The 21,390-nt window shown below is 75.7% G+C and carries 19 protein-coding genes and 1 pseudogene; 11 read left to right on the top strand and 9 right to left on the bottom strand.

Going from position 1 to position 21,390, the window contains the following annotated elements; translation table 11 throughout:
• The first annotated feature begins 394 nt into the window (after positions 1-394).
• Positions 395-1,876: an alkaline phosphatase D family protein gene (locus tag DMP15_RS13810; protein WP_073574545.1), complete on the top strand. Its 1,482-nt coding sequence runs from the start codon at positions 395-397 to the stop codon at positions 1,874-1,876.
• 19 nt (positions 1,877-1,895) lie between these two features.
• Here the strand turns inward: DMP15_RS13810 and DMP15_RS13805 are convergent, their stop codons facing one another.
• Positions 1,896-3,062 (bottom strand): acyl-CoA dehydrogenase family protein, encoded by a 1,167-nt coding sequence (locus DMP15_RS13805; RefSeq protein WP_073574544.1) that lies wholly within the window; start codon positions 3,060-3,062, stop codon positions 1,896-1,898.
• Positions 3,055-4,266, bottom strand: a complete 1,212-nt coding sequence (locus DMP15_RS13800) for an acyl-CoA dehydrogenase family protein (protein ID WP_073574543.1) — start codon at positions 4,264-4,266, stop codon at positions 3,055-3,057. The genes DMP15_RS13805 and DMP15_RS13800 overlap by 8 nt, the downstream gene beginning before the upstream one ends.
• Positions 4,267-4,415: 149 nt before the next feature.
• Here DMP15_RS13800 and DMP15_RS13795 point away from each other — a divergent pair, with 149 nt between their 5' ends.
• Positions 4,416-4,565, top strand: a complete 150-nt coding sequence (locus tag DMP15_RS13795) for a hypothetical protein (RefSeq protein ID WP_157818196.1) — start codon at positions 4,416-4,418, stop codon at positions 4,563-4,565.
• Positions 4,566-4,581: 16 nt separating this feature from the next.
• Complete coding sequence (locus DMP15_RS13790) at positions 4,582-7,215, top strand: ATP-dependent RNA helicase (RefSeq protein ID WP_337825982.1); 2,634 nt, start codon at positions 4,582-4,584, stop codon at positions 7,213-7,215.
• A gap of 288 nt (positions 7,216-7,503) precedes the next feature.
• Here DMP15_RS13790 and DMP15_RS13785 read toward each other — a convergent pair whose 3' ends face one another.
• Positions 7,504-8,337 (bottom strand): class F sortase, encoded by an 834-nt coding sequence (locus DMP15_RS13785; protein WP_337825981.1) that lies wholly within the window; start codon positions 8,335-8,337, stop codon positions 7,504-7,506.
• Positions 8,338-8,368: 31 nt separating this feature from the next.
• Positions 8,369-8,758, bottom strand: coding sequence for a hypothetical protein (locus tag DMP15_RS13780; protein WP_073574541.1), 390 nt, complete (start codon positions 8,756-8,758; stop codon positions 8,369-8,371).
• Between the two features lie 135 nt (positions 8,759-8,893).
• On the opposite strand from DMP15_RS13780, the gene DMP15_RS13775 reads away from it, so the two are divergent.
• Complete coding sequence (locus tag DMP15_RS13775) at positions 8,894-9,868, top strand: threo-3-hydroxy-L-aspartate ammonia-lyase (RefSeq protein ID WP_073574540.1); 975 nt, start codon at positions 8,894-8,896, stop codon at positions 9,866-9,868.
• A gap of 75 nt (positions 9,869-9,943) precedes the next feature.
• Here the strand turns inward: DMP15_RS13775 and DMP15_RS13770 are convergent, their stop codons facing one another.
• Positions 9,944-11,251, bottom strand: coding sequence for an MFS transporter (locus DMP15_RS13770; RefSeq protein ID WP_073574539.1), 1,308 nt, complete (start codon positions 11,249-11,251; stop codon positions 9,944-9,946).
• Between the two features lie 156 nt (positions 11,252-11,407).
• Between DMP15_RS13770 and DMP15_RS13765 the strand changes: the two genes are divergently transcribed.
• Positions 11,408-11,656, top strand: coding sequence for a hypothetical protein (locus DMP15_RS13765; protein ID WP_073574538.1), 249 nt, complete (start codon positions 11,408-11,410; stop codon positions 11,654-11,656).
• Here the strand turns inward: DMP15_RS13765 and DMP15_RS13760 are convergent.
• Positions 11,641-12,657, bottom strand: coding sequence for an alcohol dehydrogenase catalytic domain-containing protein (locus tag DMP15_RS13760; RefSeq protein ID WP_073574537.1), 1,017 nt, complete (start codon positions 12,655-12,657; stop codon positions 11,641-11,643). The two genes, DMP15_RS13765 and DMP15_RS13760, sit on opposite strands and share 16 nt — an antisense overlap.
• Positions 12,658-12,727: 70 nt before the next feature.
• On the opposite strand from DMP15_RS13760, the pseudogene DMP15_RS13755 reads away from it, so the two are divergent.
• A pseudogene (locus DMP15_RS13755) lies at positions 12,728-13,009 on the top strand (TMEM175 family protein); the annotation flags it as partial.
• Between the two features lie 125 nt (positions 13,010-13,134).
• Here the strand turns inward: DMP15_RS13755 and DMP15_RS13750 are convergent.
• Positions 13,135-13,629, bottom strand: a complete 495-nt coding sequence (locus tag DMP15_RS13750) for a VOC family protein (RefSeq protein WP_304580094.1) — start codon at positions 13,627-13,629, stop codon at positions 13,135-13,137.
• Between the two features lie 195 nt (positions 13,630-13,824).
• Between DMP15_RS13750 and DMP15_RS13745 the strand changes: the two genes are divergently transcribed.
• The gene (locus DMP15_RS13745; protein ID WP_307799818.1) at positions 13,825-14,211 is read left to right on the top strand and encodes a DUF6319 family protein; all 387 of its coding nucleotides are present in this window, start codon (positions 13,825-13,827) and stop codon (positions 14,209-14,211) included.
• Between the two features lie 27 nt (positions 14,212-14,238).
• On the opposite strand, the gene DMP15_RS13740 is transcribed toward DMP15_RS13745, so the two are convergent.
• Together DMP15_RS13740 and DMP15_RS13735 are read right to left on the bottom strand one after the other, a co-directional pair.
• Positions 14,239-14,988: an IclR family transcriptional regulator gene (locus DMP15_RS13740; protein ID WP_337825980.1), complete on the bottom strand. Its 750-nt coding sequence runs from the start codon at positions 14,986-14,988 to the stop codon at positions 14,239-14,241.
• A complete protein-coding gene (locus DMP15_RS13735; protein WP_337825979.1) occupies positions 14,985-16,388 on the bottom strand; it encodes an APC family permease in 1,404 nt (467 codons plus the stop codon). The genes DMP15_RS13740 and DMP15_RS13735 overlap by 4 nt, the downstream gene beginning before the upstream one ends.
• Before the next feature lie 231 nt (positions 16,389-16,619).
• Between DMP15_RS13735 and DMP15_RS13730 the strand changes: the two genes are divergently transcribed.
• From DMP15_RS13730 to DMP15_RS13715, 4 genes are all read left to right on the top strand, one after another.
• Positions 16,620-18,134, top strand: a complete 1,515-nt coding sequence (locus DMP15_RS13730) for an APC family permease (RefSeq protein ID WP_337825978.1) — start codon at positions 16,620-16,622, stop codon at positions 18,132-18,134.
• On the top strand, positions 18,131-20,032 hold the full coding sequence (locus DMP15_RS13725) for a primary-amine oxidase (RefSeq protein ID WP_337825977.1): 1,902 nt from the start codon (positions 18,131-18,133) through the stop codon (positions 20,030-20,032). Before DMP15_RS13730 ends, DMP15_RS13725 begins: the two co-directional genes overlap by 4 nt.
• A 171-nt stretch (positions 20,033-20,203) precedes the next feature.
• Positions 20,204-20,689, top strand: coding sequence for a peroxiredoxin (locus tag DMP15_RS13720; RefSeq protein ID WP_062395851.1), 486 nt, complete (start codon positions 20,204-20,206; stop codon positions 20,687-20,689).
• Between the two features lie 40 nt (positions 20,690-20,729).
• Complete coding sequence (locus DMP15_RS13715; RefSeq protein WP_100877479.1) at positions 20,730-21,329, top strand: TetR/AcrR family transcriptional regulator; 600 nt, start codon at positions 20,730-20,732, stop codon at positions 21,327-21,329.
• Positions 21,330-21,390: the final 61 nt, after the last annotated feature.

The following is a 21,390-nucleotide window of genomic DNA, read 5'->3' as shown; positions in this document are numbered from 1 at the left end:
GGCAGTACGAGCGTGTACGGGCAGAATCGTCGACCATTTCCAGCGCGTTACATAGTCAATATTTATGATCGACCGACCCCCGACTCACACATTTTCGGGGGCAGAGCGGCACGATTCCGACCGCGACGTCGAGGGCGTCGCGGTCGCGGGCCGCGAGCGGACGCGATCCCGATGAACTGTTTTCGTGACTCGACGAGCGGAGGTTCGACGTGAGCCTGGATGTGATGCAAGTCACTGCACATCAGTCGTCGGTGCGGGCGTGCCGCGGGGGACCGGGTGTGCACCCGGCCGGTTCCGGCCGATCGCCCGTGGCCGGGTACCCGCGGTGATTCACTCGTCCGGCGACACCGGCCCCGGCGCGTGCGCACCGCCGTCGGGGTCGCCGGGGCGGAGCATGGACGGTTCTCCCCGACCACCACGCACAGGAGGACGTGTGACCGCACTGCCACGCCGCAGCGTGCTGCTCGGCACCCTCGGGGCCGCGGTCGCCGGGCTGGTGCCGGCCACGCCCGGCGGTGAGCCCGCCGCCGTGCCCCGCTGGTTCGCCGGTGCCCTGCGCCAGGCGACGACGCCCGACCCGTTCACCCTCGGCGTCGCCTCGGGCGACCCGTCGCCCGACGGGATGGTCCTGTGGACCCGGCTCGCCCCCGAGCCCGACGCCGAGGACGGCCGCGGCGGGATGCCCGACCGGGCGGTCGAGGTCGAGTGGGAGGTCGCCGAGGACGAGCGCTTCGCCCGCGTCGTGTCGCGCGGCACGGAGACCGCCACCCGCGAACTCGCGCACAGCGTGCACGCCGAGCCCGCGGGACTCGCCCCGGGCCGCGAGTACTTCTACCGGTTCCGTACCGGTGGCCACCTCTCCCCCGTCGCGCGCACCCGGACCGCGCCCGCGGCGGGGGCGGCCGCCGCCTCGCTGACCATCGCGACGGCGTCGTGCGCGAAGTTCGGTGCGGGCCACTTCACCGCCTACCGCGGGATGGCCGCCGACGCCCCCGATCTCGTCCTGCACCTGGGCGACTACTTCTACGAGACCGACCGCGGGGAGGTCCGCGACCCGGGCCCGCCGGAGCCGAAGAACCTCGCCGGCTACCGGCGTACGCACGCCCACCAGCGCTCCGACGACGACCTGCGCGCCGCCCACGCCGTCGCCCCGTGGGTGGTGGTGTGGGACGACCACGAGGTCGTCAACGACTGGGATGGCGCGACGCCCGACCGGCGCCGGGCCGCGGCCCAGGCGTACTACGAGCACATGCCGCTGCGCCGCGCCTCGGTGCCCGACGGCCCGGACATGCAGCTCTACCGGCGGCTGGAGTGGGGCTCGCTCGCCACCTTCCACGTCCTGGACACCCGCCAGTACCGGATGCGCGGCTCGATGCTCGGCGCCGACCAGGAACGCTGGCTGCTGCGCGGGCTGACCGACTCCGCCGCGGGCTGGGACGTGCTGGCCCAGCAGGTGTTCTTCGCCCCGCGCCGGGGCGGCAAGTCCGGCACCTGGGGGGAGTTCACCGGGTCCCGGGAGCGGGTCGTCCGCGGCTGGACCGAGGCGGGCGTGCGCAACGCCGTCGTCCTCACCGGCGACGAGCACGTCCACCACGCCAACGAGATCCCCGGTGCCGACGACCGGATCGCCGGCACCGAGCTCGTCACCACCTCGGTCACCTCCGGCGGCGACGGCGACGGCGACGCGAAGTCCGGTGGCAGCGGCAGCTCGGTGTGGTCGCTCGACCGGCGCGGCTACGTGCTGGCGACCTTCACCTCCGCGCAGATGCGCGCGGACTTCCGCACCGTGTCCCGGATCAGCGAGCCCGGTGCCACGGTGCGCACGGCGGCGTCGTTCGTGGTGCCGGACCGGGAGCCGGGCCTGAACAAGGTCTGACCCGCCCCCCCCCCCGCGCTCAGCCGGTCGCCACCCGGGGCTCGCGGACGTCGTCGCCGAGGGTGTCCAGCACCAGCGCGGCGATGCGCTCGCGGTGGGCCTCGGCGGACCCGAGCAGCGCCGCGTCGGCGACGGCGCGCTTGTAGTACAGGTGCGCGACGTGCTCCCAGGTGAAGCCGATCCCGCCGTGCAGCTGCACCGCGTCGGCGGCGACCCGGTACGCCGTCTCCGAACAGGTGGCCTGCGCGATCGACACGGCGAGGTCGGCATCGTCGACGCGCGGGTCGTCGACCGCCCAGGCCGCGTGCAGCGCCGCGGTCCGGGCCTGTTCGACGGCGACGAGCATGTCCGCGCACCGGTGCTTGACCGCCTGGAACGACCCGATGGGCCTGCCGAACTGCAGCCGCTCCTTCGCGTAGGCGACGGTCAGGTCGAGCAGCCGGCGGGCGATGCCGGCCTGTTCGGCGGCGAGCAGCGCCCCGGCGGTGCGGAAGGCGTGCCGCAGCGCGCCGTCGGCGTCCGCGCCGGTGGCGAGTACGGTTCCGGTCGCCCCGTCGAGGACGACCCGGGCGACCGGGCGGGTCACGTCGAACGAGCCGCACCGCTGCACCCGCACCCCGTCGGCGCCGGGGTCGACCACGGCCAGCACCGGGCCCTCGGGCCCCGCGGCCGCGACGAACAGCACGTCCGCGGCGCCCGCGTCCGGGACGTGCTCCACCGTGCCGGTGAGCCGGTCGCCGTCGGCGGTGACACCGGCCGCGGAGGCGCCGTCGTAGGGCGTGGTGAGCCGGGCGACCAGGGCCGCGGTGCGCGAGCCGTCGGCCAGCGCGGCGAGCAGCGCGTCGCGCCCGTCGCCCGCCGGGGCCGCGACCAGCGCCGGGACCGCGAGCGCGACGGTGCCGAGCAGCGGCCCGGTCACCAGCGCCGCACCCAGCTCCTCCGCCGCGACGGCCTGGTCCACACAGGTCCCGCCGGCGCCGCCGAGGTCCTCGGGCACCGCGAGGGACAGCGCGCCGAGCTCGGTGCCGAGCCGGGCCCACAGTGCCCGGTCGAACCCGTCGGTGGTGTCGACGAGCCGGCGCAGGGTGGCCTCGTCGTGCTGGCGCTCGGCGAAGCGGTGCAGCGCCGCGCGCAGCTCGCGCTGCTCGTCGGTGACGTCGAACTCCCGGAGCTCCTGCTCAGCCACGGGGGACCTCCTTCCAGGGGCGGTCGGAGTCCGACCGGGGCTCGCCGGGCAGACCCAGCACGCGTTCGCCGAGGATGTTGCGCATGACCTCCGAGGTACCGCCCTCGATGGTGTTCGCGCGCGAGCGCAGGAAGCGCTGCTGCACCGTGGAGTTCGGGTCGGTGTGCACCCGCCCGCGGTCCATCGTCCAGTCGTCGTAGAGCAGCGCGTCCGGGCCGAGCAGGTCCATGCAGAACTCGTAGACGTCCTGGTTCAGCTCGGCGCCGACCAGCTTGGACACCGACCCCTCCGGACCGGGCTGTCCGGCGCTCGCGGTGCGCCGCGCGCGGGCCAGGGTGAGGCGGTGGGTCTCGGCGCGGGTCCACAGTGCCGCGAGCCGGTCGCGCAGCACCGGGGTGTGCCGGTCGGGGTGGGCCCGCCACAGGCCGAGGGCCTCGCCGATGACGCCGCTGCCGCGCCGCCCGGTGACCCCGCCGATGGCGGTGCGCTCGTTCATCAGGGTGGTGATCGCGACCTTCCAGCCGGCGCCGACCTCACCGAGCCGGTGCGCGTCGAGGACCCGGGCGTCGTGCAGGTGGACCTCGTTGAACTCGGCCTGCCCGGTCATCTGCCGTAGCGGGCGGACGTCGACGCCCGGCTGGGTCATGTCGATCACGAAGTAGGTCAGGCCGCGGTGCTTGGGCTGCTCGGGGTCGGTGCGGGCGACGAGCATCCCCCACCGCGCGACGTGGGCCAGGGTCGTCCAGACCTTCTGCCCGTTGACGACCCACTCGTCACCGTCACGGACCGCGGAGGTGGCCAGGCCCGCGACGTCGGAGCCGGCGCCGGGCTCGCTGAACAGCTGGCACCAGATCTCCTCGCCGGTGGCCATCGGCCGGAGCCAGGCCCCGACCCGGTCACGGTCCTGGCCGTACTCGACCACGGTCGGCGCGCCCATGCCGTAGCCGATCGGGTTGACCGCGAACATCCGCTCGCCGCCGGCGTCGGTGACGATCTGGTCGACCACCGGCTGGAGCCCGCGGGACAGCCCGAGGCCGCCGAGCCCCTCGGGGTGGTGCACCCAGGCGAGCCCGGCGTCGTAGAGGGCGCCGAACAGCTCCTCGCGCGGCACCGACAGCGGGTCGTGGGCCTCGACCACCTCCCGGGCGGCCTGTGCCACGCGGGCCGCGTCGGATGCCGGTCGGGTCGTGGTGGGCGAGCTCATCGCACCTCCGGAAGGTGGGCCTGACGGTCGTCGTCGACGTCGCTCCGAACCTAGCCGTCATCAGTTTCGGGGACCACGGTTAACGGTTCCTGGTCCGTGCGCGACATCAGGTTCGTCCGTCCGACGCAGTCCGAACCGCAGGAGCAACGATGCCCGCCACCACCGCCGCCACCCACCGTCCCGCGGCCCCCGTCCTCGACGGGACCGCGCTGCCGGGCTGGGTGCTGCTGCTGATCACCGCCGGGCTGGCCGCCGCCGTCGTCGTGATCATGGTGCTGTCGTACAGCGGGCTGGCCTGACCCATACTCGGGAGTGATGCCCCCACTCCCCGACCTGCCGGTCCGCGCCGTCCTCGACGAGCTGCGGGCGGCGCTGGACGACCGCGGCGGCGCCGTGCTCGTCGCCCCGCCCGGTACCGGCAAGACCACCCTCGTCCCGCTCGCCCTGGCCGGGCTCGACGGCTCCGGCCCGGCACCCGGGGGCACGGTGCTGGTCGCCGAGCCGCGCCGGGTCGCCGCCCGCGCCGCCGCGGCCCGGATGTCGTCGCTGCTGGGGACCGAGGTCGGTGGGCCGGTCGGCTACCGCGTCCGCGGCGACGCCCGCACCGGGCCGGACACCCGGGTCGAGGTCGTCACCTCCGGCCTGCTGCTGCGCCGCCTCGCCGGGGACCCGGAGCTGGCCGGGGTGTCCACCGTCGTCCTCGACGAGGTGCACGAGCGTCACCTCGACGCCGACCTGCTGCTCACCCTGCTGCTCGACGCCCGCGACGGGCTGCGGCCCGACCTGCGGCTGCTCGCCACCTCCGCGACCCTCGACGCGGCCCGCCCCGCCGTGCTGCTGGGCGACGACGACCGGCCCGCGCCGGTGCTGGAGGTCGCCGCCCGCAGCTACGACGTCGCCGTCGCCCACGTCCCGCCCGCCCGGGCCGGTCGCGGCGGGAGCGAGCGGATCGAGAACACCGTCGCCCGGACGTGCGTGCGGGCGCTCGAGCACGGCAGCGTGCTGGCGTTCCTGCCGGGCGTCGCGGAGATCGCGCGGACCGCGTCCGCGCTGCGCGAGCTCGGACCCGACGCCGACGTCCTCGCGCTGCACGGCAGGCTGCCTGCCGCGGAGCAGGACGCGGCGCTGCGCGACGGGCCTCGGCGCCGGATCGTGCTCGCCACCGCCGTCGCCGAGTCCAGCCTGACCGTGCCCGGTGTCCGGGCCGTCGTCGACTCCGGGCTGGTCCGGGTCCCGCACACCGACCACCGGCGCGGACTGTCCGGCCTCGTGACGCGGCGGGTCTCGCGCGCGGTCGCGACCCAGCGCGCGGGCCGCGCCGGCCGGGAGGCGCCCGGCGTCGCCTACCGCTGCTGGCCCGAGGGCGAGGTCCTCGCCGACGCCCCGGACCCCGAGATCCGCACCGCCGACCTCACCGCGCTCGCGCTGGACCTCGCCGTCTGGGGCACCCCCGACGGCAGCGGTCTGCGCTGGTGGGACGCCCCGCCGCCCGGTCCGCTGGCCGCCGGACGGACGGTGCTGACCGCACTCGGCGCGATCGACACGCGAGGCGCGGTCACCGACCGGGGACGGCGGATCTCCGCGCTGGGCCTGCACCCGCGCCTCGCCAGGGCCCTGCTCGACGGCGTCGCCGCCGGTGGGGACCCGCGGGAGGTCGCCGGGATCGTCGCCGTCCTCGACGACGACACCCTCGCCGGCCCCGCCGACGACCTGACCGCCGCACTGACCCGGCTGCGCTCCGGCGACGCCCCCGGCGCCGGGCGGTGGCGTGGGGACCGGGACCGCCTGACCGGTGCACTGCGCCGCGCCCGCGCCTCGTCGCCCGCCTCCTCCTCGGTCGCCGCCTCGCCGACCGCCACCGTGTCGCCGGGCACCTCGCCGGGAGCCGGGGCGCACTCCGGCCCGGCCGCCGCGGCCCCGGGCCCTGCGCGCGAACGGGCCGGGCGCGCCGCGGGGGCTCCGGGCGCCGAGCTCGTCGCGCTGGTCACCGGGCTCGCCTACCCCGAACGGCTCGCCCGGCGCCGCGACGCCGCGGCCGGGGTGTTCCTCATGACCGGTGGCACCGCCGTCGAGGTCCCGCCCGGCCCGCTGCGCGACGCCGAGTGGCTGGCCGTCGCCGTCGCCGACCGGCGCCCCGGGCAGACCCACGGCCGGGTCCGCCTCGCCGCGACCACCGACGCCGCGACCGCGCTGCGGGCCGCCGCGCCGCTGCGGGTCACCGGCTCGGAGGCCGTCTGGAGCGACGGCGACGTCCGCGCCCGCACCGTCGACCGGCTCGGCGCGATCGTGCTGTCGGAGAAGCCCGACCGCTCCCCCGACCCCGGCGCCGTCCGCGACGCGCTCGTCGCCGGGCTGCGTGCCGAGGGCACCGGGCTGCTGCGCTGGACGGCGGGGGCGGTCTCCCTGCGCGAGCGGTTGGACTTCCTGCACCGGGTGCTGGGCACACCGTGGCCCGACGTGTCCGAGGAGGCGCTGCTCGACTCGGCCGCCGATCCCGCCGGGTGGCTGGCCGGTCCGCTCGCCACCGCCCGGCGCCGCTCCGACCTGGCCCGGGTCGACGCCGGCCCCGCGCTGCGCCGCCACGTCGCCGCGTACGTGGGCGGGCTCGCCGGGCGGATCGACGAGCTGGCCCCGGAGCGGCTCACCGTCCCCACCGGGTCCCGGATCGCGCTGGACTACTCCGGCGCGGCCCCGGCCCTGCCGGTGAAGGTCCAGGAGGTGTTCGGGTGGACCGGCTCCCCGGCCGTCGCCGACGGGCGGGTGCCGGTGGTGCTGCACCTGCTCTCCCCCGCCGGACGTCCGACGGCGGTCACCGCCGACCTGAACTCGTTCTGGGACAACGCCTATCCACAGGTCCGGGCCGAGCTCCGCGGGCGCTACCCCAAGCACGCCTGGCCCGAGGACCCGCGGACCGCGGCACCGGGACGGGGCACCGGGCGCCGGAGATGAGCCCCGCGCCCCGCCCGACGACCGGGTCCAGCCGGCCCGGTCGCCGATATGCAGCTCAGCGGGAGTTGTCGATCTCCACAGCCCGCTGAGCTGCATCTCGGCGTTCGTGGTGCGGCGGATCGCGGCGACGAGGACACGACAGGGAGCGCAGCGCCCGGCCCGGCCCGACGGTTCGCCGAGTGCAGCTCAGCGGGAATTGTGGATCTCCACAGCCCGCTGGGCTGCATCTCGACGAGCGCGGGCGCGTCCGGACCGCGCTCCGTGGGGCGTGGGGCGCAGACGGGCCGCTCAGCGGACCTGGTCGGCGAACACCACGACGTTGTCGACGTAGCTGCGGGCCGACCGGTCGAACACCCCACCGCAGGTGATCAGTCGCAGGCCCGCGTGGTCGAGATCGCCGTAGACCTCGGCGGTCGGGAACTCCGCCTTCGGGAAGCGCCCGACCCGGTGCACGGCGAACACCACCGACGTCCCGTCGGCGCGGTCGACGCGGATCTCGTCGCCGGGTTCGAGGGTGTCCAGGTCGGCGAAGGCGCCGGGCAGCCCCTTCCAGTCGACGTGAGCGGTGAGCACGGCGGGGCCGATCTCGCCCGGGGTCGGTGCGCCGGTGTACCAACCGACCGTGCCCGCATCCGCGGGGACCTCCATCGACCGGTCCGCGGCCAGCCCCATCGGCCGGGGCACGGTGTCGAGCCCGAGCCGGTCGACCCGCAGCCGGACCGGCTCGGACCGCACCAGCGGCGCGGGCCCCGGCGGCAGCAACGCCCCCGGCGCGGGCGCCGGAGCGGGCACCGGGACGGAGGCGACGGCCGTCGCCCCGGGCTCGGGTGCGCCCGCGGGGTCGGCGAGCAGCAGCGCGGCGGTGAGGACTCCGACCGGCGCCAGCACCCGCGCCACCCGGCGCAGCGCACCGGCCCGTCGCCGCGCCCGTCGCCCGTGGTCCGGGCTCCCGCGCCGCACCGTCCCGGCCCGGTCCCCGGCCACCGTTCCGCGCCCGGCGTGGTCCTCGGCCACCGTTCCGCGCCCGGCGTGGTCCCCGGCCACCGTTCCGCGCCCGGACCGGTCCCCGGCCACGGGGCCGCGCCCGGCCCGCGCACCGGACGGTGCGGCGGGTCCGGGCACCGGGAGGACGGGACCGGGCACGGTGCCGGGGTCAGCCGCGGCGACCGGCGGCGACGCGCCGCACCGCGACCGCGCCGATGCCACCGGCGGCGACGGCACCGAGCGCCAGCGGCAGCACGTCGGCCGGGCCGCCACCGGCCTCGACGCCACCGATCGGCGTCGCGGTGACCTGGGTGGAGTCGTCGGAGGCGGCCTCGACCGTGGCCGGGGACGCCGCGCTGCCGTAGTCGTGGTCCTCGCAGGCCACGCCGTTGTCGTTCGCGTCGAGGTTCTCGGGGTCGCCCGGGGTCAGGGCCGCCTGGGCGTCGGCCTGGCCGGCGAAGTCCTTGCAGTCGCGGTCCTGGGCGAAGGCCGTACCGGCGAGCGGGAGGGCCGCCGCGGTCGCGAGGAGCACGGCAGCGGACAGGGAGCGGAGGCGCATCGGGGGTGTCCTTCCGGGGAACGTGGGGGGAGCCACGCAGGTAGCAGCGATCCCGACGTGTCAGTCGTTACACCCGATCGTGAATGGATCCGAACGGGCTTGAACCGGCTCCGCCGGGCGGCGGAAGGTGGTCCGGTGAACGCTCTCCCCACCCCCGACGACGTCCGTGCCGCGGCAGCGATCCTGCGCGGCCACGCCCACCGCACCCCCGTCCTCACCTCCCGGCTCACCGACGCCGAACTCGGCGCGCAGGTGTTCGTGAAGGCGGAGAACCTCCAGCGCACCGGGAGCTTCAAGTTCCGCGGGGCGTTCCACACGCTGTCCCGGCTGTCTGCGGCACAGCGGCGGGCGGGGGTCGTCGCGTTCTCCTCGGGCAACCACGCCCAGGCCGTGGCGCTGGCCGCGCAGCTGCTGGAGGTCCCCGCGACGATCGTGATGCCGCACGACGCCCCGGCCTCGAAGCTCGCCGCCACCCGCGGCTACGGCGCCGAGGTCGTCGGCTACGACCGCTACGCCGAGGACCGCGCGGCCATCGCGACCGCGCTGTCGGAGGAGCGTGGGCTCACCCTCGTCCCGCCCTACGACCACCCGCACGTCATCGCCGGGCAGGGCACCGCGATGCTGGAGCTGCTGGAGGACCACGGCCCGCTCGACGCGCTGTTCGTCTGCCTCGGCGGGGGCGGGCTGCTCTCCGGATCACTGCTCGCGACGCAGGCCCTGTCCCCCGACGCCCAGGTGTACGGCGTCGAGCCCGAGGCCGGCGACGACGGCCTGCAGTCCCTGCGCGCCGGGCACGTCGTGCGCATCCCGCAGCCCCGCACGCTCGCCGACGGCGCCGCCACCACCCACCTCGGCGACCACACGTTCCCGGTGATCGCGCGGCTCGTCACCGACATCGTGACCGTGCCCGACACCGCCCTGGTCGAGTCGATGGCGCTGTTCGCGGCGCGCTACAAGGTGCTCGTCGAGCCGACCGGGGCGCTGGCCTTCGCGGGCGTGCGGGCCGCCGTCGCCGCGGACCCGCAGCGGTGGGCCGGGACGCGGATCGGCGTCACGATCTCCGGCGGCAACGTCGACCTGGACCGCTTCGCCGCCCTCGTCACCGGCTGACCACGCCGCCGGCCCGGGCGGCACGACACGGAGCGGGCCCCGTCCCCACGGGGGCCCGCTCGGGGCGGAGGGGACTCAGCGCCGGTCGTGCTGCAGCGCGTCCTCGGCGATCACGGCCTCGGTCGGCAGCCCGGGCACCTCCCGGACGGCCCCCTCGGCGTCGGCGCGCTCGTGCGACGGACCGGGCTGCTCGGCCTCGGCGTCGGCGGCGTCCAGGTCGCGGCGGATCGTCGACAGCAGCACCGCCCCCGCCAGCACGACGACCGCGGCGATCAGGAACGGCACCGACGCCCCGACGGCCGCCGCCATCAGGCCCGCCGCGAACGGGGCCAGCCCGCCGCCGATGAAGCGGACGAACCCGTAGGTGGCCGACGCGGTCGGGCGGGGCACCGGCGAGATCGACATGACCGCCGTCGTCACCAGGGTGTTGTTGACGCCGACCACGATGCCGGACAGGACCACCGCGACGATCACCACGGCGGGCACGTCGTCGAACAGCCCGATGGCCGCGAGCAGCACCGCGATGCCGACGAGCGCGCCGTAGAGGGTGCGCGCGGTGCCGAACCGCTCCTTGAGCCAGGGCGCACCGAACACGGCGAAGACCGCGACGAGCACACCCCAGCCGAAGAACACCCCGCCGAGCGCGATCGGGTCGAGCCCGCCCATCAGGAACGGCGCGTAGCCGAGCAGCGTGAAGAAGCCCCAGTTGTAGAGCAGCCCGACCCCGCTGGTGGTGGCGAGCGCGCGGTGGCGCAGGGCGGCCAGTGGTTCGGAGAGCCGCGCCTTGTGGGTCGGGACCGGCGTCGGTTCCAGCAGCACGACGGTCGCGACGAGCGCGATCAGCATCAGCACCGAGACGCCGAAGAACGGGCCCCGCCAGGAGACGGTGCCGAGCAGCCCGCCGAGCAGCGGACCGGTGGCGATGCCCACGCCGAGCGCGGTCTCGTAGAGCACGATCGCACCGGCGAAGCCGCCCGAGGCCGAGCCGACGATCACCGCGAGCGAGGTCGCGATGAACAGCGCGTTGCCCAGGCCCCAGCCGGCCCGGAAGCCGACGATGCCCCAGATCCCCGACGACGCCCCGGCCAGCGCCGCGAACACCACGATCAGCGCGAGGCCGATGATGAGGGTCCTCTTCGCGCCGATCCGGGACGACACCCAGCCGGTCACCAGCATCGCGATCGCGGTCACGACGAGGTAGCTGGTGAACAGCAGCTCGACCTCGGCGTGCGTGGCGTGCAGCTGCCCGGACAGCGACGGCAGGATCGGGTCGACCAGCCCGATGCCCATGAACGAGATGACGCAGGCGAAGGCCACCGCCCAGACGGCCTTGGGCTGGCGGAACGGGCTGGGGGCGTGCGCAGCACCGGATGTTCGGGACATGTCATCGCCTTTCCCCGGGAACGGACCCCGGAGAGATCATGGACGTATCGGACCTGTCGAACATTGCATCACGCAACGTATGTCATGAGCAATGCGAACGACCGTGATCGTGCCCATGTCCCGCTACGGTCGGGACCCCGACGTCGAGGAGGCCCCGTGCCGCACACCGCCGCCGAGGCCGACCGCCTCGCCCGGCAGGCCGCGTTCCTGGGCGCACTCGCCGCGATCGGCGCCCTGCTCCTGGCCGTGCTCGGCTGGGCCGGTGGCGCGGTCGCGATGTGGATGGGTGTCACGGCCCGCCGCCGCGGCGCGGGGCGCACCGCCGTCGTCGCGATCGCGCTCGGCGCGCTCGGCCTGGTCGCCGGCGTCGGGAACGCCCTGCTGGGCGCCTATCTGTTCCGCTGACCGGTCCGCAGCACCGGCTTGCCCGGGGCCCGGTCCGGTGACTCCAGGTGCGCGTGTGCGGCGGCGACGGCCGCGACGCCGTCGTCCAGGTCGAAGACCCGCTCCACCAGCGGGGTGAGCGTGCCCGCGGCGAGCCCGGCGCGGGCGAACGCCTCGGCACGGGCCAGCACCGCCGCGTCGCCGGTGACCTCACGGACATGGAAGCGGCGCAGCCACACCGGCGCGTACCCGGCCGCGGGCAGCGGTGTCGGCTCCCCGGACAGTCCGCCGTGGACGATCACCGCGCCGCCCGGAGCGCAGGCCCGCACCAGCCGGGCGACGCCGGGCCCGCCCTCGGCGTCGAGGACCAGGTCGGCGCCGCCGCCGAGCGCGGACCGCAGCGTCTCGGCGTCGGGCGTGCCGGTCAGCACCTCGGCGGCCCCGGCGGAGCGCAGGACCGTGGCGTGCCGGTCGTCGGGCACGACGGCGACGGCGTGCACCCCGAGGTGCCGCGCGACCTGCAGCGCCGCGGCCCCGATGCTGTTCGCCGCGGCCGTGACGACGAGCCGGTCCCCCTCCCGCAGCCGGACGGCGTGGCGGGTCATGCCCCACACGGTCAGCAGCGGCATCCACAGCGCGGCGGCGCCGTCGTCGTCGAGACCGGGCGGGCGGGCCAGCAGCGACCGGACCGGTACGACGGCCTCGTCGGCGTAGACCGGGTGCTCGTTCTGCGACGACGCCGGGATCACGCACACCTCGTCGCCGGGCGCCCAGCCCGTCACCCCCGGACCGGTCCCGAGCACGGTGCCCGAGCACTCGCTGCCCAGGCCCGCGGGGAGCACCGGGGCGTCGAGGTAGGTGCCGCGGCGGAAGTTGACCTCGGAGCGGTTGAGCCCGACCGAGTGCACCCGGATCCGCACCTCCCCCGGGCCCGGGGCGCGCAGCGGCAGCCGCTCGATCCGCAGCACCTCCGGGCCGCCCGTGGCGTGGAAGCGGACGGTGCGCACGAGCGGGGACGTCACGACGGACCAGCCTAGGTCCGTGGTGGCCGGTAGGGCACGATGAGCACCGTTGCGCGGGGAAAGGACAGGGATGCGGCGGCGGGTCGAGGTCGGGCTGGAACGGATCACGTTCTTCAGCGACGGGGTGTTCGCCATCGCGATCACGCTGCTGGTGCTGCCGCTGACCGACGCCGAGTTCGGCCCGGGCCCGGTCGCCCCGCAGCTGGTGGAGCTGCTGCCGCGGATGCTCACCTTCGCGCTGAGCTTCGCGGTGATCGGGCGGTACTGGACGGTCCACCACCAGCTGTTCGCCCGCTTCGACCGCGCCGACGCCCGGATGACGACGCTCAACCTCGGCTACCTGTTCGGCATCGCGTTCCTGCCGTTCCCGACGTCGCTGCTCGGCGGGCACGGCGACAGCACCGCGGCCGTCGTGCTCTATGCGGCCACCCTGGTCGTCATCGGCTCGTTCTCCGCCGCGATGTGGGCCTACGGCTCCTACCGCGGCCGCCTGACCCGCGCCGACGTGACCCCGGACGAGGCCCGCCACACGCTGGTCAACGGGCTGGCGCCGGTGGTGTCGTTCCTGCCGTCGCTGGTGATCGCCCCGCTGAGCCCGACCTGGGCGATGCTGTCCTGGCTGCTCACCATCCCGGTCTCGGCCGTCGCGGAGCGGCTGTTCCCCGAGCACCGCGCGGCGCGGGCCCGCGCGCAGGGGGGCACGCCGGCCTCGGCCAGCTCGCGCCGGACCTGCTCGATCGGGTCGAGGGTGATCAGGCACAGGTCGGCGCTGCCCGGAGTGGGCCGCTCGGCCTTCGGCTCGAACTCCCGCCCCGCCTCGTGCAGGTTGATCTTGCTGGGGCCGAAGGCGAGTGCGCGGCGCCCGCCGCCGAACTCGACGGCCTCCATCCCGAGCACCCGGGTGTAGAACGCGACGGTGGCGTCGACGTCGGCGACGGTCAGCACGAGGTGGTCGAGGTGGTCGATGCGCATGCCCGCGATGCTGGCAGCCGGGCCACCCGGACGCAGATCCTCCTGTGGGTGACCGCCACCGCCCCGGACCGTGAGCGGGCACCGGACGTCGACACCCACACGGACCAACCGGGCGGGTCGCTACCGGCGAACGGGCGTTCGTGAATCACCCTTGTACCTGGCCGTGCAGCCGAGTGGAGAGGGACGAGGACGCACGTGGACGACGAGCTGACGACCGGCGGGGAGACCCCGCCCGCGGACACCGCGAGCACCCCGGCGCCCGAGCCGCCGAAGCGGAGGCGGGGCAGGCCACCGGGCTCGACGGCCCGCACCACCCGGGTCGTGACCATGACCCTGACCGTCAGCGGTTCCGCCGACGGCGACTGGCAGGCCGAGCTGAAGCAGGGCACCACGTGGGTGGCCCGCGGCCTGCCGGTGACGGCGTCGGCGGTGTCCGCGGCGGCTGCGGCGCTGCACGCCGACCTGTCCGGCCCGGTCGACGAGCTCATCGAGGGCGCCCGGTCGGCGAAGGCCGCGCGGGTGGCGGAGCTGGAGGCCGAGCTGGAGCAGGCCCGCAAGGACCTGGCCGAGCTGGAGCAGTGACCGCGCCGGGGTGACCGGCGCCATGGCTCAGCCGAGCAGCGGCCCCAGTGTCGTGGCGTGCTCGCGCAGCAGGGTGACCAGCTCGGGGTCCGGGTCGGCGACCCGGGTCGCCGGGCCGGACAGCGCGAGACCCGCGACGAGCGCCCCGTCGGCGGGCGAACGGACCGGTACGGCCAGGCACCCGCGGTCCGGGCGCAGCTGACCGGTCTGGGTGGCCAGGCCGTCGCGGCGGACGGCGTCGAGGACGGCGTCGAGCGCGTCCGGGTCGGTGACGGTGCGGTCGGTGACCGGTCGCAGGTCGCGGACCAGGGCCCGCCAGTCGGGCTGCTCGGCGAGCAGCAGCCTGCCCAGCGCGGAGGCCTGGGGCAGCCGGGCGAGCAGGTCGGCGTCGCTGGGCGGGTGGTCCGGGTCCGGGTCGAGGACCTGCAGCCGGGCGCCGTCGAAGATCGCCAGGTGCACGCCCCACCGGACGCGGCCGCGCAGGTGGTCGACGACGGTGCGCGCGGCGGTCGGCAGCCGCGGGACCGCGACCGGGGACAGCCGCGCGGCACGGCGCCCGAGCGCGAAGCCGCGCAGGTCGGGCAGCCGGACCAGGTACTCCTCGCCGACGAGCAGGTTCAGCACCCGGTAGGTGGTCGCCGGGGGCAGCCGCAGCGCCGCCGAGATCTCCTTGGCGGTGACCCCGGGTCCGGCCGCGACGACCTCCTCGAGCACCGCGAGCGCGGTCCGCACGGCCCGTGGCTGGCGTCCGCTGATCGGCGCCGGGTCCACCGTCACCGGGCCCGCCCCCAGACGTCGGAGGCGACGGTCTCGTCGTAGACGCCCAGGCCGTGCAGCCGCCCGCGGCGGCGCAGCACGACGGCCCACACCGCACCGGCCCCGAGCGCCGCGGCGAGCGCGATCCCGGTGGCCGGGGCGGCGACGACGAACGCGACCAGGGCCGCGACCAGCGACGGGACGGCCACCACCGCGGTCGCGACCGCGGCCGGGGTCAGCTCGCCGATGCGGCGCAGGAACGCCGGCGCGGCCAGGCAGACCAGCACGTAGCCGACGAGGAACCCGACCGTCGCGACGCCGAGCAGCGCGGCGAGCACCGTCCCGACGGGGACGCCCAGCGCGACCGGGACGGCGACCGCGAGCGTCGCCGCGGGCGCCCCGAGCCCGACGGCGACGTGCGGGGTCCGGAACCGGCGGTGGGTACGCCCCAGCGGGCGGGGCACGACGCCGTCGCGGGCCAGGGCGAACAGCACCCGCGACAGCGCGGTGGTCGTCGCGACCGCGCAGGCGAGGAAGGACAGGACGAGCGCGGCGTCGAGCAGCGGGGGGATCCAGGACCAGCCGCGGGCGACGGCGAGGACCTGCACCGGCTGGGTCTGCCCGGCGAGCCCGCCCGGGACGGCGGCGAACCCGGCGACCTGCACCGCGGCCGCGAAGACGTAGAGCACCGCGGTCACCGCCGCGGTCGCCGTGACCGCGCGCGGCACCGACCGGAACGGGCGCCGGGCCTCGCCCCCGAGCGAGGTCGCCACCTCGAACCCGATGAACGCCGCGAGCGCGGGCACCACGCCCGCGGCGACCGCTCCCGGGCCCGCGGGCGGGACGGGCGCGCCGGGGCCGGGCAGCGGGCCGCCGACGAGCAGCACCACGAACACCCCGACCAGCACCGCGACCGCGACCGCCTCCACCAGCAGCACCACCCGGGCCGCGGGGCGGACCCCGCGCACGACCAGCGCGGTCACCACCGCGCCGACCGCGACGGCGAGCAGTGCCGACGCGAGCGGCCCGGTCGCCCACGGCCCGCACAGCGGCCCGAGGTAGGCCACGGCACCCGCGATCGCCGCGCCGCACAGCAGCAGGTACCCGGCCAGCGTCGCGATCCCGGCCGCGAACGCCGGTCCGGCGCCGAGGCCCTGCGCGGTCAGCGTGTAGATCCCCCCGGGTGCCGCCATCCGGCGGGTGAACCGGGCGACCGAGGCGGCGACGAGCAGCGCGAGCACACCGGCGACGACGAACGACCACACCGTGCCCGCCCCGGCCATGCCCGCGACGATCACCGGGGTGGCCGCCATCGCCGCCGAGGGTGCCGATCCGGCGATCGACTGGGCCGCGACGTCGGCCGGGCCCAGTCGTCGCCGGGCCAGGCCGTGCACCGGTGACCGGTCGCGCAACGACGTCACGACGCCCCTCCCCGCCCTCACCGGTGATCCTCGCCCGCGGACACTAGCTCCCCATGTCGACGCCATGACCAGCGACGACGGGTCGAACGAGAAAAACTCCGGCGCCGTTCCCGCAGTGCGGGAACACCACAGCCGGTGATTCGCACCACACGGGATCCGGCGTTGTGCACGGTCCGCGGCACCGGCCACCGTCCCGGCACCCGACGTCCGCCTCGACCGCCAGGAGGAACCGTGAGCGCACCCGCGCCCCGCCCGTCACCACCGTCGCCGGCCCCGGAGCCCGCGGACCGGCACCGTCTGCGCGGGACGCTGGGCGCCGGGTCGATCGTGTTCATGGTGGTCGCCGCGGCCGCGCCGCTGACCGTCGTCGCCGGGACGGTGCCGCTGGGGCTGGCCGCGGGCAACGGTGCCGCGTTCCCGATGACCTTCGTGCTGTGCGCGGTGGTGCTGCTGCTGTTCGCGGTGGGCTTCTGCGCGATGTCGCGGCACGTGCCGGGTGCCGGCGCGTTCTACGCCTACGTCGCCCGCGGGCTCGGTGCCGCGCCGGGCCTGGGCTCGGCCTTCCTCGCGCTGGTCACCTACACCGCGGTGCAGGCCGCGGTCTACGGCTACCTGGGCGCGACCGTCGACGCGCTGGTGCAGCACCACGGCGGGCCCGCACTGCCCTGGTACCTCTACGCGGCCGCGGCGCTCGTCGTCGCCGGGGTGCTCGGCTACCGCCACATCGAGCTGTCCGGCAGGGTCCTGGGCACGCTGCTGGTCGCCGAGGTCGCGATCGTGCTGGTGTTCGACGCCGTCGTCGCCGCGACCGGCGGGCTCGGCTCCGGCCGCTCGACGGCGCTGTTCGTGCCGTCGCAGTTCCTGTCCGGCTCGCTCGGCATCGCGATCATGTTCGCGATCGCCTCGTTCATCGGGTTCGAGGCCACCGCGGTGTTCCGTGACGAGGCCCGCGACCCCGAGCGCACCATCCCCCGCGCGACCTACCTGGCTCTCGTGCTGATCGGCGCGTTCTACACGCTGTCGTCGTGGGCCGTCGTCTCCGCCTGGGGCGACGACGGCGCCGTGGCCCGCGCGACCGAGGACCCCGGGAACATGATCGTCGCGACGATCACCGCGGTGCTCGGCCCGGTCGGCGGCGACCTGGCCCAGGTCCTGCTGGTCACGAGCCTGTTCGCGGCGCTGCTGTCGTTCCACAACGTGCTCTCGCGCTACCTGTTCGCCCTCGGCAACGCCGGCTCGATGCCCCCCGCGCTGGGCCGCAGCCACGCCCGGCATGCCTCGCCGCACGCCGCGTCGGCGGCCCAGTCGGGCACCGCGCTGGCGCTGATCGCGGTGTTCGCGGTGACCGGGATGGACCCGGTGACCCAGGTGTTCGCCTGGATGGCCGGGACCGCGACCCTCGGGGTGCTCGCGCTGATGGCGCTGACCTGCGCTGCGGTGCTGGTGTTCTTCCGCCGCTCGCGCGTCGACACCCGGTTCTGGCACACCGCCCTGGCCCCGGCGCTGGGGCTGGCCGGTCTGCTGGTCTGCCTGTGGCTGACCGTCGCGAACTTCCCGACGCTCATCGGCGGCTCCCCCGCGCTGGCCCTCGCCATCGGCGGGGTCCTGGTCGCCGCGTTCGTGCTCGGAACGGTCCTGACCCGATTCACGGGTGCCCGCCCCGAGACCTTGCCCTCGCCCGACGCGCCCGGAACCGTCACCGGGCACGACACCGCCGGAACCGACCTCCAGGAGGAGACCCGATGACCGCCGTCCAGGAGCCGCGCACCACCGCGAGCCACCCGCTGGCCCCGACCACGGAGGCCGAGGTCACCGTCGTCCGCGAGGTCCTCGCCGCGGCCGGGCTGCTCACCGAGCACGTCCGCTTCGCGTTCTTCGCCCCCGAGGAGCCGCCCAAGTCCGAGGTCCTCGCCCACCCCGACGGCGCCGACGCCGAGCGCAGCTTCCGCGCGGTGCTGCTGGACCTGGGCACCGGCCGCTCCCACGACACGGTCGTCTCGGCCACCCGTCGCGAGCTGGTCTCCTGCCGCGAGCTGGAGCCCGAGCGGGAGGGGCAACCGCCGATCATCGACTCGGAGTTCGAGTTCATCGAGGACGTCCTGAACGCCTCGCCGGACTGGCTCGCCGCGCTGGAGAAGCGCGGGCTGGAGCCCGCCTCGGTGCGCGCCGTACCGCTGTCGGCCGGCGTCTACGACATCCCCGGGGAGAAGGGCCGCCGCCTCGCCCGCGCCTTCGGGTTCCGCCAGGACCACGAGGCCGACCACGCCTGGGCACATCCCGTGGACGGGCTCGTCGCCTACGTCGACCTCACCGCCCGCACGGTCGACCGGGTGATCGACACCGGTGTCGTGCCGGTGCCCGCGACCAGCGGGAACTTCGACGACCCGGCCGTGCAGGGCGAGCACATGGCCTCGCTCAAGCCGATCGAGATCACCCAGCCCGAGGGGCGCTCGTTCACCGTCACCGACGGCCGGGTCCGCTGGGGCAAGTGGGACCTGCGCGTCGGGTTCAACGAGCGCGAGGGCCTGACCCTGCACCAGATCGCCTTCGACGAGCGCCCGATCTGCTATCGCGCCTCGGTCGCGGAGATGGTCGTGCCCTACGCCGACCCGGCGCCGGTGCGGTTCTGGCAGAACTACTTCGACTGCGGCGAGTACATGTTCGCCCGCTACGCCGACTCCCTGCAGCTGGGCTGCGACTGCCTCGGCGACATCCACTACCTCGACGCGGTGGTCGCCGACGACCTGGGCAACCCGCGCACGATCAGCAACGCCATCTGCATGCACGAGGAGGACCACGGCGTCCTCTGGAAGCACACCGACATCTTCACCGGCGCCCGTGAGGTGCGCCGCCAGCGCCGCCTGGTGATCTCGTTCTTCACCCCGATCGGCAACTACGACTACGGCTTCTACTGGTACCTCTACCTCGACGGCACCATCGAGCTGGAGTGCAAGGCGACCGGCATCGTGTTCACCTCCGGCACGCCCGGCGAGTACGCCACCGAGGTCGCGCCCGGCCTGGGTGCTCCGTTCCACCAGCACCTGTTCTCCGCGCGGCTGGACATGACCGTCGACGGCACGGCCAACGCCGTCGAGGAGGTCGAGGCGGTCCGCGTGCCGATGGGCGAGGGCAACGCCCACGGCAACGCGTTCGCCCGCTCGGCGACCCGGCTGACCCGCGAGTCGCAGGCCCAGCGGGACGCCGACCCGGGGTCCGGGCGGGTCTGGCACGTGGTGAACACCGAGAGGACCAACGCCCTGGGTAGGCCGGTCGGCTACGTCCTGCACCCGCACGGGCAGCCCACCCTGCTGGCGGACCCGGCGTCGTCGATCCACGCGCGGGCGACGTTCGCCTCGAAGGCGCTGTGGGTGACCCGCTACGACCCGGCGCAGCGCTACCCGGCCGGTGACTTCGTCAACCAGAACCCGGGTGGGGACGGACTGCCCTCCTGGGTGGCCGCGGACCGTGACCTCGACGGCCAGGACGTCGTGCTGTGGCACACCTTCGGGCTGACCCACTTCCCGCGGCCGGAGGACTGGCCGGTCATGCCGGTCGACTACACCGGCTTCGTCCTGAAGCCCGCCGGGTTCTTCGACCGCAACCCCACCCTCGACGTCCCGCCGGCGCCCACGAGCTGCCACTGACGGCCGCGCGGGTTCCGCGCCGCACGGTGTCCGCACGGCGCGGAACCCGTGCGGCGCCGGCGGCGGTGCCCGGCGACAGGACGCGGTGTGACGACGGCGCGGGGCCGGGCGGGGCGGTGGCGGACTAGGGTCGGTCCCGACCGCTCCACCCCGCAGCACCAGGAGGAACCCGTGGCTCTCGCCGCCGGTGACCAGATCCCCGACGTCACCCTGATGACCCCGTCCGCCGAGGGCCCGAAGCCCGTGCAGAGCGCCTCGGTGCTCGGCACCGGCACGGTCGTGCTGTTCGGTGTGCCCGGCGCGTTCACCCCGGCCTGCTCCGACACCCACCTGCCCGGCTACGTCCTGCGCCGCGACGAGCTCAAGGCCAAGGGCGTCGACACCGTGGCCTGCACCTCGGTCAACGACGCGTTCGTCCTGGAGGCCTGGGCCGAGTCCCGCGGCGCCGGCGACGCGGTGCTCATGCTCGCCGACGGCAACGGCGACTTCGCCAAGGCCGCCGGTCTGGACATGGACGGGTCGAAGTTCGGCCTCGGTACCCGGTCGCAGCGCTACGCCGCGATCATCACCGACGGCGTCGTGCGCTGGATCGGCGTCGAGCCGGTCCCGCCGACCGTCGAGATCTCCGGCGTCGAGTCGGTGCTCGCGCAGCTCTGAGGTTCCGGGCCGACCGGCACGCGGGCCTACACTGGCCCGCGTGCCGAAGGTCCTGGGCTCGCTGGCGACGCACCGCGAGCAGGTGCGCGAGCGGGTGTTCGACGCCCTGCGCGGGCAGCTCTACGAACGTGGCTTCGACACGGTGACCCTGTCCGGGGTCGCCGCGGCCGCCGGCGTGGGGCGCACGGCGCTCTACAACCACTTCCCCGACCGCCAGGCCCTGCTCGTCGCGTTCGTCGAGCACGAGGCGGAGCGCTACGTCGCCGAGCTCGACGCCGCGCTCGCCGAGGCCGCGGACCCCCGCGAACGGCTCGCCGCCTTCGCCCGGCTGCAGCTGCGCCGCCTCGCCGAGTTCCACCTCCCGCCCGGCCAGGCGCTGGCCGGTGCCCTCGACCCGGCCGCCTACCGGCGGATCGCCGCGCACGCCGACCCGATCTCCGACCGGCTGGTGGCCGTCCTCCGGGCCGGCGCCGCCGACGGCTCGATGGTCGACGACGACCCGCACGTGCTCGCCGCCGTGGTCTCGGCCGCGCTGTCGAGCCGTCGGATCGTCGAGGTCGAGCCGGACGCGCTGGACGCGACGGTGGAGACCGCGGTCGCCGCCGTGCTGCGAGCGGTCTCGACGATTGTCCGCGACTGAGGCTAGCCTTACCCGCATCCAGCGCTTAGCATCGTGATCTGACACGGTGTCAGATCCGGCG

It is taken from the genome of Pseudonocardia sp. UM4_GMWB1 (assembly GCF_017312155.1).
Lineage (GTDB): Bacteria > Actinomycetota > Actinomycetes > Mycobacteriales > Pseudonocardiaceae > Pseudonocardia > Pseudonocardia alni.
The sequence above is the reverse complement of the archived record's forward strand: the minus strand, read 5'-3'. Positions and strand labels throughout refer to the sequence as shown.

Excerpts from the sequence above, each read along its gene's own strand:
- DMP15_RS13800 (WP_073574543.1), bottom strand. The coding sequence starts at position 4,266 with ATGAGCTCGCCCACCACGACCCGACCGGCATCCGACGCGGCCCGCGTG.
- DMP15_RS13780 (WP_073574541.1), bottom strand. The coding sequence starts at position 8,758 with ATGCGCCTCCGCTCCCTGTCCGCTGCCGTGCTCCTCGCGACCGCGGCG.
- DMP15_RS13750 (WP_304580094.1), bottom strand. The coding sequence starts at position 13,629 with ATGCGCATCGACCACCTCGACCACCTCGTGCTGACCGTCGCCGACGTC.
- DMP15_RS13725 (WP_337825977.1), top strand. The coding sequence starts at position 18,131 with ATGACCGCCGTCCAGGAGCCGCGCACCACCGCGAGCCACCCGCTGGCC.
- DMP15_RS13810 (WP_073574545.1), top strand. The coding sequence starts at position 395 with ATGGACGGTTCTCCCCGACCACCACGCACAGGAGGACGTGTGACCGCA.
- DMP15_RS13795 (WP_157818196.1), top strand. The coding sequence starts at position 4,416 with ATGCCCGCCACCACCGCCGCCACCCACCGTCCCGCGGCCCCCGTCCTC.
- DMP15_RS13790 (WP_337825982.1), top strand. The coding sequence starts at position 4,582 with ATGCCCCCACTCCCCGACCTGCCGGTCCGCGCCGTCCTCGACGAGCTG.
- DMP15_RS13770 (WP_073574539.1), bottom strand. The coding sequence starts at position 11,251 with ATGTCCCGAACATCCGGTGCTGCGCACGCCCCCAGCCCGTTCCGCCAG.